The organism is Azospirillum sp. NS33 (assembly GCF_059703765.1).
In genome coordinates this window covers 122102-135245 of sequence record NZ_BAAKJB010000010.1, presented here as the reverse complement: position 1 = coordinate 135245, position 13144 = coordinate 122102, and the positions used below count along the sequence as shown (strand labels likewise).

The window sequence follows — 13144 nt, the reverse complement described above, 5'->3', positions numbered from 1 at the left end:
CCCTCAACAGCGGGGCCGCCGGTTCGTCCCATCATCACGCGTCGCGCGGGCTGGGCCTTGCCGTGCGGCCGGCCCGGCACCATGCTTGCGGCGACGGCCACGCCAACCGAGGGGGACACGCCATGCCGAACCGTTCCGTTTGCCGGCTACACGCCCTGGCGGTCCTGGCGCTGTCCACCGCCCCGCTGGTCGGCTGCAGCGGCGGGCGCGTGGTCGCCGACGCGCCGCTCGGCGCCTACACCCGCGGCGAGGTGCGCTACGCGGCGTCCGGCCGTGACCTGAGGGTCGTCATCCACGGCGCGCCCGCCGGCGCCGACCGGGAGCGGCTGGAGGCCGCGGTGATCGAGGCCATGGACGGGCACATCATGGGGATCGACACCCGTTTCACCACGACGCCGGGGGAGTCGGCACGCCCGGACTACAAGGTGGTGTTCGCGTTCGATCCCGCGCCGCCGGTGATGCCCTCCGCGCTGTGCCGGGAGGGGCCGGTGCCGACCCAGCCGCGCACCAGCGGCGACATGATGGTGGAGGCGGCGTTCTGCCGCGGCGGGGCCTTGACCTCGGCCACGGGATGGCTGGCGACGCCGGTCGCGGTCGACAGCGCCGCCTTCGACAGCCTGGTCGGCGATCTGACCTTCGCGCTGTTCCCGCCGGAGGAGCGCGACGACAACGATCGCTGCTTCCTCGGCGGCTGCTGAGGAAGCAGGCCGCGGCAGGCGGCGGACGTCAGCCGTGGAGCAGCCACAGCCGCAGCAGCGCCGTCACGGCGACCGGCTGCTCCATGGCCGAGAGATGGCCGCAGTGCTCCACCACCGCCAGCCGCGCCCCGGGGATCAGGGCGGCCATCTCGGTGTGCACCGCGACCCCCGACAGGGCATCCTCACGGCCGCACACCACCAGGGCCGGACAGCGCACGGCGGCCAGGGAGTCCCGGCTGTCGGGGCGGCCGATGATCGCCTCCTGCTGGCGCGCGTAGGCCTCGGCACCCAGACGGTCGGCCTGGGCGAGCACGGAGTCGACCAAGGCGCGGTCCCCGAGGTGGTCGGGGTGCAGCAACTTTGGCAGGCTGGCGGTGACCACCTGGCGCAGCCGGCCGCCGCGCGCCAGCCCGACCGCGGCGCGGCGGTTGGCGCTCTGCTCCGCGGAGTCGGCGTGGGGGTTGGTGTCGAGCAGGGCGACCCGGGCGACGCGGTCCGGCGCGCGCCGCAGGATCTCCATGGCCACGTAGCCGCCCAGGGAAAGCCCGGCCAGCGCGAACCGAGGCGGCGCGGCGGCCAGCACGGCGTCGGCCAGCGCGGCCATGGAGTCGGCGCCGCCGAGGTCGCCGACGCGGACGTCCGCCACATCGGCGAGGTGCCGGGTCTGGTGGTCCCACAGCGCCCCGTCCAGGGGCATTCCGGGCAACAGGATCAGGGGCGGGCGGTCCAAGGGGCGGGCTCCACGGGGCGGGTCAGCGGATCAGGGGAAGCAGGGACTTGAAGGCCGGGGTGTCGCCGCGGCCGGCCCACTCGAACACCACCATCTCGGTGGCCACGGCGGTCACGCCGGCGCCGCGCAAGCGGGCCACCGCCAGGTCGGCGTTGCGCGGGTCGCGCGATCCCGTGGCGTCGGCGACGACGAACACCGCGTAGCCGAGCGCGGCCAGCGAGAGCGCGGTCTGGAGCACGCAGACGTGGGCCTCGGCCCCGGCGATCACCACCTGGCGGCGACCCAGGGCCGCCAGGCGCTCGGGGAATCCGGGCTCGCGGCCGCACGCGAAATGGATCTTCCCGACCACGCAGCCATCGGGCAGCCGCTGCCGCAGCTCCGGCACGGTGCGGCCCAGCCCGGCCGGGTAGTGCTCGCTCACCAGAACCGGCACGTCGAGCGCGCGGGCGGCGTCGAGCAGCACCGCGGCGTTGCGCACAATCGCGTCGGCGCCGTGCACGGCCGGCACCAGCCGCTCCTGGACGTCGACGACGAGGAGCACGGAGTCGGCGGCGGACATCAGCATGGCGTGGCGTCTCCCGGCAATCCTCCGCCGCACCCTAGCGCACCGGGGCCGCCACCGCCACCAACACCGCCACTCCCACCGCCAGGGACGCGGTCGCCTCGGCAACACGTCCGCGGGGAAAACGCAGCGATTTCACTCCAAACGTCAATGGTGTGTTGACACCGAGCTTTGACTTCATATTCTGCGGACCCATCTAAAGGCGGACCATGGGGTCGGCTTTTCGTTCTCAGAACAGAAACAATCTGGATGCTATTCTCGGAAATCGGGCTCGGACCTGACGTCCTGCGCGCCATCGAAGACAAGGGCTACACCCAGCCGACGCCCATTCAGGAGCAGGCCATTCCCTGGGTCCTGCAGGGCCGCGACGTGCTGGGCTGTGCGCAGACCGGCACCGGCAAGACGGCGTCGTTCACCCTGCCGATGATCGACATCCTCGCCGCTGGCCGGGCCCGGGCGCGCATGCCGCGCTCGCTGATCCTGGAGCCGACGCGCGAGCTGGCCGCCCAGGTGGCGGAGAGCTTCGAAACCTACGGCCGCTACCACAAGCTGAGCATGGCGCTGCTGATCGGCGGCGAGACCTTCACCGAGCAGGTGAAGCGCCTCGACCGCGGCGTCGACGTGCTGATCGCCACGCCGGGCCGGCTCCTCGACCTGTTCGAGCGCGGCAACATCATGTTGAGCGACATCAAGGTCTTCGTGATCGACGAGGCGGACCGGATGCTCGACATGGGGTTCATCCCCGACATCGAGCGCATCGTCTCGAAGCTGCCGAAGATCCGCCAGACCCTGTTCTTCTCGGCGACGATGCCGCCGGAGATCCGCCGTCTCGCCGACAGCTTCCTGCTGAACCCCAAGGAGGTCACGGTGGCCCCGCCGGCCTCGCTGTCGGCGACGGTGACCCAGGCCCTGTGCGTCGTCGAGCATGTCGACAAGCGCAAGGCGCTGCGCCACCTGCTGCGCACCGAGGACGTGAAGAACGCCTTCATCTTCTGCAACCGCAAGCGCGACATCGCCGTGCTGCAGAAGTCGCTGGAGAGCCATGGCTTCAACGCCGGCGCCCTGCACGGCGACATGGTGCAGTCCAAGCGCACCGAGACGCTCGAGGCGTTTAAGCAGGGCAACATCACCCTGCTGGTGTGCTCCGACGTGGCGGCCCGCGGCCTTGATGTTCAGGGCTTGAGCCACGTCTTCAATTTCGACGTGCCGATCAACGCCGAGGACTACGTCCACCGGATCGGCCGGACCGGCCGTGCCGGGCGCAGCGGGCGCGCCTTCACCATCGCCTGCCCGGACGACGGCAAGGCGGTGGCGGCCATCACCCGGCTGATCGGTCGTGAGATCCCGGTGATCGCCATCGACGGGCTGGACAACCCGGGCTTCGACGACGAGGAGACGGTGCGCAGCCGCCGCGGCCGTGGCCGCGGGCGGGGCGCCAAGGAGGAGCCTCGCGAGTCGCAGCACCCCGCCCGTGGCCGGGAGGCCGTCCGCGAACGGCCCGAACGCCCGGAACGGGAGCGGACCACCGAGCGTGACCGGCCCGAGCGGGTGGCCGAGCGGGACCGACCCGAGAAGGTCATCGAGCGGGATCGCCCGGAGCGGCCCGAACGCGAGCGGCCCGAACGCGAGCGGCCCGAGCGCGAGCGGCCCGAGCGCGAGCGGGTCGAGCGGGATCGTCCGGAACGGACGGAGCGGGATCGTCCGGAACGGACGGAGCGGGAGCGGGTCGAGCGGGAGCGGGCGGAGCGGGAGCGGCCGGAGGCCGAGACCGCCCTGCCGCCGCGCGCCGAGGGGCCGGTGCGGCGGGACCGCGACCGCCGCCGCCGCCGCGACGAGGACGAGGACGACGAGTCGCCGGTGGTCGGGTTCGGCGATCACCTGCCGGCCTTCATGCTCGCCCCCACCCGCCGCCGCGTGATGCCGGAGCCGGACCCGAGCCAGGAGGGCTGAGGCGATGCAGACCATCTTCGTCATGGTCAAATGCGACCTCGGCAAGGCGTACGACGTGGCCGACGCGGCGGTGCAGGGCATCGAGCAGGTGTCGGAGGTCCACTCGACCTCCGGCCAGTACGATCTGCTGATGAAATGCTATCTCGCCCAGGATTCCGACATCGGGCGATTCGTCACGGACAGCATCCAGACGCTTCCCGGAGTCCGCGACACCTTCACGCTGATCGCCTTCAAGGCCTTCGCCTGAGGCACGGGAGCCGCACCCGGCAGCCCGCGGAAGGGTTCCGGGTGCGAAACCGTTGACTTGCCGCCGGGGTTACCCCAAACGTTCGGGGATGCCACAGAACTTCCCGCGACATGCCCGTCCGCGCCGCCAGGGGCGCAGCAGGGCGACACGCTCCCCCCGGACCTTGGCCCTGCGCAGCGGGCTGATCGCCCTCACGGTCGCCGCCAGCGTCGCCGCGGCGGCGCCATCGAACGCCCAGGCGCCGACCCGCGACGACCAGCCGGTGCTGCTGGCCGCGGATCAGGTGACCTTCGACGAGGGCCAGGACGTGGTCACCGCGTCGGGCAACGTGGAGCTGTCGCAGGGGCTGCGCACCGTGCGCGCCGACACCATCGTCTACAACCGCCGCACCAGGGTGGTCACCGCCACCGGGAACATCCGGCTGGTCGAGCCGTCGGGCGACATCGTGTTCGCCGACTACGCCGAACTGACCGACGACATGCGCGACGCCTTCATCGACAACATCCGCGTGTTGATGACGGATGACGGGCGGATCGCCGGCACCGAGGCGGAGCGGCGGGGCGGCGTGCTGACCCGGGTCAACCGCGGCGTGTACAGCCCTTGCGAGCTGTGCGCCGAGGACCGCACCCGGCCGCCGCTGTGGCAGATCCGCGCCGTGCGGGTCGTCCACGACTCCGAGGAGAAGGAGATCCGCTACAAGGACGCGGTGCTGGAACTGTTCGGTGTGCCGGTGGCCTACACGCCGTACCTGTCGCACCCGGACCCCACGGTGGACCGCAAGTCCGGTTTCCTCGCGCCGAGCTTCGGCAACAGCTCCGACCTCGGGCTGTTCCTGCGGGGGCGCTACTACATCGACATCGCCCCGGACCAGGACGCCACCGTCGAGGTGGGCGCCTTCTCGGAGCAGGGGCTGCTGCTGGGCGGCGAGTACCGGAAGCGGTTCGAGAACGGCTCGCTGCAGCTCAACGCCAGCGTCGCCCGCGGCGAGCAGCCCGGCGTCGACCCCGCCGACAGCAACGAGGACACCTGGCGCGGTCACATCGCCGCCAAGGGCCTGTTCGAGGTGGACGAGACGTGGCGCTGGGGCTTCGACGTCAACCGCGCCAGCGACGAGACCTACCTGCGCCGCTACTACGACGTCACCGACGACTTCCTCACCAGCCGTGCCTTTGTCGAGGGGTTCCGCGGGCGCAACTACGCCGCCCTCAACGCCTACGCCTTCCAGGACCTGCGCTACGGCAACACCGTTGAGGAACCGCTGGTGCTGCCGCTGGCGCAGTACAGCGCGCTCGGCCAGCCCAACAGCCTGTGGGGCGGCCGGTGGTCGCTCGACGCCAACGTGCTCGGCGTCTACCGCGAGGACGGCCGCTCGACCCAGCGCCTGGCGGTGCGGCCGGGATGGCGGCGCGAGATCGTGTCGGGCTTCGGCCTGGTGACGACGCTGGACGCCGGGGTGCTCGCCGCCGGCTACAGCGCCCAGGACCGCAACCTCGCGCCCGACTACTACGCGGGCGGCGATTCGCAGAGCGAGTTCCGCTTCTTCCCGCAGGCCCAGGCCCAGTTCCGGTATCCCGTGGTGCGCTATGGCGAGCGCTCCAGCCAACTGGTCGAGCCGATGGTGGCGTTCACCGCCGCCCCCAACATCGACAACGACGACATCCCCAACGAGGACAGCCGCGACGTCGAGTTCGACGAGAGCATCCTGTTCCGGCCCAGCCGGTTCACCGGCATCGACCGGCTCGAAGGCGGATCGCGCATCACCTACGGCCTGAAGACGGGCATCTACGGCTACTCCAGCGGCCGGGCGACCCTGTTCGTCGGCCAGAGCTACCGGCTCACCGACGAGGCGGACTTCGCCGAGGGCTCGGGCCTGGAGGAGCGGATGTCCGACTACGTCGGCCGGCTCGACCTGACGCCCGCACCCTGGCTCGACGTCAACTACGGGTTCCGGCTCGACCAGGGATCGCTCAGCCCGCGGCGCCATTCGCTGACCGCCTCGGCCGGCGTGCCGGAGCTGCGCATCGGCACCTCCTACACCTATGTGGACCAGACCACCGACCGTTACGCGGTGCAGCGCGACGAGATCGAGCAGGCGACCTTCACGCTGGGCTCGCGCCTGTCGGCGCTGTGGTCGCTCAACGCCGCCTACGTCCAGGCCTACGCGCCCGATCCCGGGCCGCGCGCCGCGGCGCTGGTGCTGACCTATCAGGACGAGTGCTTCACCTTCCAGACCGTGGCGCGGCGCGACTTCACGGACGTGCCGGGCGACGACATCGAGGAGGGCACCTCGCTGCTGTTCCGGCTGGTGTTCAAGAACATCGGCGAGTTCACCTCGCCCGACATCGGCGGCAGCCTGTTCGGCGGCGGCGGCTCCGGCAACAGCTGACGCCGGGCCGCAGCGTCAGCGCTGGCCGGCCCGTGGCCGGGCGGCGCGCAGCCGCTCCAGGGCCGTTTCCACCGTCGCCATGCGCACGGCGTCGCGGTCGCCGGCGAAGGTGTACTCCTTGTGGGCGGCCGGGCCGCGGCGCACGGCGGTGGCGACGTAGACCCGCCCCACCGGCTTGGTGGCGGTGCCGCCGCCGGGGCCGGCCACGCCGGTGACGGCCACCGCCACGTCCGCCTTGGAGTGGTTGAGGGCGCCCACCGCCATGGCCACCGCCACCTCCGCGCTGACCGCGCCGTGGGCGTGGATCAGGCTGGGCGGCACCCCCAGCATGTCCGACTTGGCGACATTGGCGTAGGTCACGAAGCCGCGCTCGACCACCCGGGACGAGCCGGGGATCTCGGTCAGGGCGGCCGCGATCAGGCCGCCGGTGCAGGACTCCGCGGTCGCCACGGTGTAGCCGGCGGCGTCGTACTCGGCCAGGACGGCGGTGGCGAGGGTGCGGATGGCGTCGGGGAACATGGGGCCTCCCTTAGACGGGCAGACGGAGGGTGGCCACCGCCTGGGCGGCGATGCCCTCGCCGCGTCCGGTGAAGCCCAGCCGTTCGGTGGTGGTCGCCTTGACGCTGACCCGTGCCGGGTCGATGCCGAGGATCGCGGCGACCCGGGCGACCATGGCCGGCCGGTGCGGGCCGATCTTGGGGCGTTCGCACACCAGGGTGACGTCGACGTGGGCGATGCGCCCGCCGGCGGCGGCGACCAGACCGGCGGCGTGGTGCAGGAAGCGGGCGCTGTCGGCGCCCCGCCAGCGCGGGTCGGACGGCGGGAAGTGGCTGCCGATGTCGCCGGCGCCGAGCGCGCCGAGGATGGCGTCGGTCAGGGCGTGGAGGCCGACGTCGGCGTCGGAATGCCCCTCCAGCGTCTGCCCGTGGGGCACCGCGACGCCGCAGAGCATGGCGTGGTCGCCCGGGGCGAAGCGGTGGACGTCGAAGCCGAACCCGGTGCGCACGTCGCCCAGGCGGGCGTCGAGCAGCCGTTCGGCGCGCACCAGATCGTCGGTGGTGGTCACCTTGAAGTTCTCCTCGCGGCCGGGCACCAGGGCGATCGCCAGGCCGGCGCGCTCGGCCACGGCGGTGTCGTCGGTGAGGTCATCGCCGGCGGCCGCGCGGTGCGCGCCGAGGATGGCGGGAAAGCGGAACCCCTGGGGGGTCTGGGCCCGCCACAGGCCGGCCCGATCCACCGTGCCGGCGCTGAGCCGGCCGTCGCCGCGCTTCAGCGTGTCGGTCACCGGCACCGCGACGACGCATCCCGGGGCCTCGTCCAGGGCGGCCACCGCCGCCCCGATGGTGGCGGCGTCGACCAGCGGCCGGGCCGCGTCGTGGATCAGCACGCGGTCGGGCGGGCAGGCGGCCAGCCGTTCCAGCCCATTGGCCACCGAACGCTGGCGCGTGGCGCCGCCGGCCACCGGCTCGGGCAGGGGAAGCCCGGCGACCGCCGCGTCGTAGAGCGCACGGTGCGTCGGATCGATCACCACCAGGACCGCGTCGACCGCGGGGTGGTCGAGGAACGCCTGGACGGTGCGTCGGAGAATCGGTGCGCCGGCGAGATCATGGTATTGTTTGGGCCGCTCGGCGCCGAAGCGCCGTCCGTTTCCGGCCGCGACGATCAGGGCGGTGCAGGTGGGCATGGCGAAGGCGGCGGTCCGTCCATAGGTGATGGCGATGCATGGGGCTTGACGCCGATGCGCAGCAGCCTAGCCTGTCGGCGGTGCGGCGCCAAGGGCTAGCCGGTGGCGTTGCCGGGCCTGCGGGCGGATGCCCAGCGGGGCGGTTGGCGGTGGAGAGGCGCGGTCGTTCGGACATGACACAGAACATGATGTTCAGCCTGTCGGCGCTGGTGGCGCTGCTCCCGGCATCGCTGTTCCCCTACCGGCTGGTCGGGGCGCCGGGGCGGCGGAGCGTCGCCTATTGGGGGGCCCTGGGCCTGGCCGTGCTGGGCTCCGCGGCGGCGGCGGCGGCCCACGTGTCCGGCGGCTGGCACACCGGGTTGCCGAGCACGCTGTGGGTGACCATCGCCATGTGCATGGCGCTGTTCACGGTGCTGTGCGCGTCCACCAGCAACGGCTGGCGCCTGTCGCCGCTGCTGCTGCCCTATCTGCTGGTCATGGCGGCGCTGGCCACCCTGGCCCAGGGCACCGACGAGCCGCCGCTGCGCGGCGGGGCGCCGCCGGCGTGGATCCAGCTCCACATCGCGGTGTCGGTGGTCACCTACGCCCTGCTGACCCTGGCCGCGGTGGCCTCGCTGGCGGCCTTCCTGCAGGAGCGGGCGCTGAAGGCCAAGCGGCCGACGCCGCTGACCCGGTTCCTGCCCCCCGCGGCGGTGAGCGAACGGTTCCAGGTGCGCCTGCTCGCCGGCTCGGAGCTGGTGCTGGGCGCGGGGCTGGCGACCGGGATGGCGGTCCTCTACTACGAACAGGGGGCACCGCTGCGTTTCGATCACAAGATCTTGTTTTCCCTGGCGACCTTCCTGGTCATCGGCGGGCTCCTGCTGGCCCATGTGCGGACCGGGGTGCGGGGGCGGGCGGCGGCGCAGCTCGTGTTGATTGCCTATCTTTTACTCACTCTTGCGTACCCCGGTGTAAAGTTCGTCTCTGACGTGCTTCTTGGTTAGGCGAACTGCTTCATCCGCTGCCCAAACGGACGATTAGTGGACCTTGCGGCGCGCCAGCGCGCTGTGATAGCGTGCCCAAAATGGCAGCACGAACCGAACGTGCGCAAAAAATAGTCAACAACGCCGGCTGGGAAGCGGCAGGGGGCGGCAACCGGGCCGGGGACAGGCGCGCACAGCGTCGCGCCCCGGGCGCGGGTGTGCGGGCCGACCTGCGTCCGGTCCGGGCGTGAGCGTCGAAGGCACCAAGCGCCTCATGAGCATCCAGATCGGACCCATAACCCTGTCGGCCCCGGTGGTCCTGGCGCCCATGTCCGGTGTCACGGACCTGCCGTTCCGCCGGCTGGTGACCCGCATGGGCTGCGGCCTGGTGGTGTCGGAGATGATCGCCAGCCAGGCGATGATCCGGGAGAACCGGCAGACGCTGCGCATGGCCGACACCGTGCCGGAGGAGTTTCCGATGGCGGTCCAGCTCGCCGGCTGCGAACCCACGGTGATGGCGGAGGCGGCGAAGCTGAACGCCGACCGCGGCGCCGCCATCGTCGACATCAATTTCGGGTGCCCCGTGAAGAAGGTGGTCAACGGATTCGCGGGATCGGCGCTGATGCGCGACGAGGCGCTGGCCGGACGGATCATGGAGGCGACGGTGGCGGCGGTGCCGATCCCGGTCACCATGAAGACGCGCATGGGCTGGGACCACGACAGCCTGAACGCGCCGCGGCTGGCCCGCATCGCCGAAGCGTGCGGGGTGCGCATGATCACCATCCACGGCCGCACGCGTCAGCAGATGTACACCGGGACCGCGGACTGGGCCTTCGTGCGCCGGGTCAAGGAGGCGGTGTCCATCCCGGTGGTCGTCAACGGCGACATCCAGAGCCTGGAGGACGCCGACGCGGCGCTGCGCCTGTCCGGCGCCGACGGCGTGATGATCGGCCGGGGCGCCTGCGGGCGGCCCTGGTTCCCCGCCCAGGTCATGCATTTCCTGCGCACCGGGGAGCGCCTGCCGGACCCGCCGCTGGCGGACCAGCTGGCCACCCTGCTGGAGCATCTCGACGCCATGCTGGCCCAGTACGGCCGCCTGCCCGGCGTCCGGGTCGCCCGCAAGCACATCGCCTGGTACTCCAAGGGCCTGCCCGGCTCGGCGGAGTTCCGCGAGGCGATCAACCGCATCGACGACGCCGACGCCGTGCGCCGGCGGATCGTCGCCTTCTACACCCCCGAGATCGAAAGGTGGGCCGCCTGATGCCCCGTACCGCCATGCCGCTGTCCTCGCGGCGGTCGCCGCGGCCGCCGATCCGCGTCCCGGTGATCGATCCGATGGCCGTGCTCAACGCATTGCCCGACCCGGTGCTGGTGATCGACGCCGCCGCGGTGATCCGCTTCGTCAATCTGGAGGCGCAGGAGTTCTTCGATCTCGGCGCCGCCGCCATGGAGGGGATGGCGCTGACGGCGCTGCTGCCGTCGGACAGCCCGCTGATGGGCCTGATCGACCAGGTCCGCCGCGGCAGCCGCAGCGTCTCCCAGGAAGGGGTCAGCATCGACACCCCGCGCACCGGGCCGCACTTCGTGACGGTGCAGGTGGCCGGCATGGGGGACGGCTCCGACCAGATCCTGGTCACCCTGCACGAGCGCTCGATCGCGCGGAAGATCGCCAACACCCTGACCCACCGCCACGCCGCCCGCTCGGTCACGGCCATGGCGGCGATGCTGGCCCACGAGGTCAAGAACCCGCTGTCGGGCATCCGCGGCGCCGCCCAGCTGCTGGAGGAGTCCGCGTCCGAGGACGACCGCGTGCTGACACGCCTGATCTGCGACGAGGCCGACCGCATCGTCGCCCTGGTCAACCGGATGGAGGTGTTCTCCGACAAGCGGCCGCTGGAGCGCGGCCCGGTGAACATCCACGGCGTGCTCGAACACGTGCGCAAGGTGGCCCAGAGCGGCTTCGCCCGGCCCATCCGCTTCGTCGAGCGGTACGACCCGTCGCTTCCCCCGGTGTGGGGAAACCGCGATCAACTTGTGCAGGTGTTTCTGAACCTGGTCAAAAACGCGGCAGAGGCTGCCCCCGAATCGGGCGGTGAGATCGTTCTCTCCACCGCCTATCAACACGGGGTGCGCATCGCCCTGCCGGGTGGCGACAAGCGCGTCCATCTGCCGCTGCTGGTGTCGGTGCAGGACAATGGCGAAGGCATCCCCGAGGATCTTCGGGGGCACCTCTTCGACGCCTTCGTCACCACCAAGGTGAACGGGACTGGCCTTGGTCTTGCATTGGTGGCGAAGATCATCGGCGATCACGGTGGCGTCATCGAATACGACGGCCAGCCGCGCCGTACCGTCTTCAAGGTGTCGCTGCCCATGTACGATGAAGCGCAGGATGTGGGGACCAAGGACCCGGCCACCCGTGGCGGGAGGCCGCGCGGATGAGCGGAGCGACGATTCTCATCGCCGATGACGATCGGGCCATCCGGACGGTCCTGACCCAGGCGCTGGCCCGGCTCGGTCACGACGTGCGCACCACCGGCAACGCCTCCACCTTGTGGCGCTGGGTGGCGGACGGGCAGGGCGACCTCGTCATCACCGACGTGGTGATGCCCGACGAGAACGGCCTCGACCTGGTGCCGCGGATCAAGAAGATCCGCCCCGATCTGCGCATCGTGGTGATGAGCGCCCAGAACACCCTGATCACGGCGGTCAAGGCGGCGGAGCGGGGCGCCTTCGAGTATCTGCCCAAACCGTTCGACCTGAAGGAGCTGGTGTCGGTCGTCGAGCGCGCCCTGAACTCCCGCCAGCAGGCGCCGGTGTTGCCGGCCGACATGGCCGAGAGCGACGAGCAGCTGCCGCTCATCGGCCGCTCGCCGGCGATGCAGGAGATCTACCGGGTGCTCGCCCGGCTGATGGGCACCGACCTGACGGTGATGATCACCGGCGAATCCGGCACCGGCAAGGAGCTGGTGGCACGGGCCCTGCACGATTACGGCAAGCGCCGCAGCGGCCCCTTCGTCGCCATCAACATGGCGGCGATCCCGCGCGAGCTGATCGAGTCCGAGCTGTTCGGCCACGAGAAGGGGGCGTTCACCGGGGCCACCAACCGCTCCCAGGGGCGGTTCGAGCAGGCCCAGGGCGGCACGCTGTTCCTCGACGAGATCGGCGACATGCCCCTGGAGGCGCAGACCCGCCTGCTGCGCGTTCTCCAGGAGGGGGAGTACACCACGGTCGGCGGGCGTACGCCCATCAAGACCGACGTACGGATCATCGCCGCCACCCACCGCGACCTGCGCACGCTGATCCGCCAGGGCCTGTTCCGCGAGGATCTGTTCTACCGCCTCTGCGTCGTCCCCATCCGGCTGCCCCCGCTGCGCGAGCGCACCGAGGACGTCGCCCTGCTGGTCCGCCACTTCCTGAACCAGACGGTGGCCCAGGGCCTGCCGGCCAAGAGCATCGACCAGGCCGCGATGGACCGGCTGAAGCGCTACCGCTGGCCGGGCAACGTGCGCGAGCTGGAGAACCTGGTGCGCCGGCTCGCCGCCCTGTACTCCCAGGAGGTGATCGGCGTCGACGTCATCGAGGCCGAACTGGCCGACGCCCAGCCCGCGGCCCAGCCGGTCGAGGAGACCCAGAGCGAGGGCCTGTCCTCCGCGGTCGAGCGTCACCTCAAGGACTACTTCGCCGCCCACAAGGACGGCATGCCGTCGAACGGCCTGTACGACCGCGTCCTGCGGGAGATCGAGCGGCCGCTGATCTCGCTCAGCCTCTCGGCGACGCGGGGGAACCAGATCAAGGCGGCGCAGCTGCTGGGGCTGAATCGCAACACCCTGCGCAAGAAAATTCGCGACCTCGACATCCAAGTGGTCCGGGGTTTGAAATAAAATCGAAGGAATTTGTGTCATTCTCGCGACACATTTCCCCTCGT

12 protein-coding genes are annotated in these 13144 nt (G+C 71.4%); 8 read left to right on the top strand and 4 right to left on the bottom strand.

Annotated features, from left to right (window positions below):
• The first annotated feature begins 122 nt into the window (after positions 1-122).
• Positions 123-698 (top strand): hypothetical protein, encoded by a 576-nt coding sequence (locus AC6H2I_RS11460; protein WP_497500760.1) that lies wholly within the window; start codon positions 123-125, stop codon positions 696-698.
• Positions 699-726: 28 nt separating this feature from the next.
• Here the strand turns inward: AC6H2I_RS11460 and AC6H2I_RS11455 are convergent, their stop codons facing one another.
• Positions 727-1428, bottom strand: coding sequence for an alpha/beta fold hydrolase (locus AC6H2I_RS11455; protein ID WP_497500759.1), 702 nt, complete (start codon positions 1426-1428; stop codon positions 727-729).
• Between the two features lie 22 nt (positions 1429-1450).
• On the bottom strand, positions 1451-1993 hold the full coding sequence (locus AC6H2I_RS11450; protein ID WP_497500758.1) for a hydrolase: 543 nt from the start codon (positions 1991-1993) through the stop codon (positions 1451-1453).
• 246 nt (positions 1994-2239) lie between these two features.
• Between AC6H2I_RS11450 and AC6H2I_RS11445 the strand changes: the two genes are divergently transcribed.
• The 3 genes from AC6H2I_RS11445 to AC6H2I_RS11435 all read left to right on the top strand — a co-directional run bounded on the left by AC6H2I_RS11445 (position 2240) and on the right by AC6H2I_RS11435 (position 6573).
• Positions 2240-3940 (top strand): DEAD/DEAH box helicase, encoded by a 1701-nt coding sequence (locus AC6H2I_RS11445; protein ID WP_497500757.1) that lies wholly within the window; start codon positions 2240-2242, stop codon positions 3938-3940.
• 4 nt (positions 3941-3944) lie between these two features.
• A complete protein-coding gene (locus tag AC6H2I_RS11440) occupies positions 3945-4187 on the top strand; it encodes an Lrp/AsnC ligand binding domain-containing protein (protein WP_497500756.1) in 243 nt (80 codons plus the stop codon).
• A 163-nt stretch (positions 4188-4350) separates the two neighbouring features.
• Positions 4351-6573, top strand: a complete 2223-nt coding sequence (locus AC6H2I_RS11435) for an LPS-assembly protein LptD (RefSeq protein ID WP_497500755.1) — start codon at positions 4351-4353, stop codon at positions 6571-6573.
• A 15-nt stretch (positions 6574-6588) separates the two neighbouring features.
• Here AC6H2I_RS11435 and AC6H2I_RS11430 read toward each other — a convergent pair whose 3' ends face one another.
• Positions 6589-7092 (bottom strand): CinA family protein, encoded by a 504-nt coding sequence (locus tag AC6H2I_RS11430; protein WP_497500754.1) that lies wholly within the window; start codon positions 7090-7092, stop codon positions 6589-6591.
• 10 nt (positions 7093-7102) lie between these two features.
• Positions 7103-8257: a bifunctional 2-C-methyl-D-erythritol 4-phosphate cytidylyltransferase/2-C-methyl-D-erythritol 2,4-cyclodiphosphate synthase gene (locus tag AC6H2I_RS11425; protein ID WP_497500753.1), complete on the bottom strand. Its 1155-nt coding sequence runs from the start codon at positions 8255-8257 to the stop codon at positions 7103-7105.
• A 173-nt stretch (positions 8258-8430) separates the two neighbouring features.
• On the opposite strand from AC6H2I_RS11425, the gene AC6H2I_RS11420 reads away from it, so the two are divergent.
• The 4 genes from AC6H2I_RS11420 to ntrC all read left to right on the top strand — a co-directional run bounded on the left by AC6H2I_RS11420 (position 8431) and on the right by ntrC (position 13100).
• Positions 8431-9240, top strand: coding sequence for a cytochrome C assembly family protein (locus AC6H2I_RS11420; RefSeq protein WP_497500752.1), 810 nt, complete (start codon positions 8431-8433; stop codon positions 9238-9240).
• A 253-nt stretch (positions 9241-9493) separates the two neighbouring features.
• Positions 9494-10480 (top strand): tRNA dihydrouridine synthase DusB, encoded by a 987-nt coding sequence (dusB, locus tag AC6H2I_RS11415; protein WP_497500751.1) that lies wholly within the window; start codon positions 9494-9496, stop codon positions 10478-10480.
• Positions 10480-11658 (top strand): two-component system sensor histidine kinase NtrB, encoded by a 1179-nt coding sequence (locus AC6H2I_RS11410; RefSeq protein ID WP_497500750.1) that lies wholly within the window; start codon positions 10480-10482, stop codon positions 11656-11658. The genes dusB and AC6H2I_RS11410 overlap by 1 nt, the downstream gene beginning before the upstream one ends.
• Positions 11655-13100 (top strand): nitrogen regulation protein NR(I), encoded by a 1446-nt coding sequence (gene ntrC / locus AC6H2I_RS11405; protein ID WP_497500749.1) that lies wholly within the window; start codon positions 11655-11657, stop codon positions 13098-13100. Before AC6H2I_RS11410 ends, ntrC begins: the two co-directional genes overlap by 4 nt.
• Positions 13101-13144: the final 44 nt, after the last annotated feature.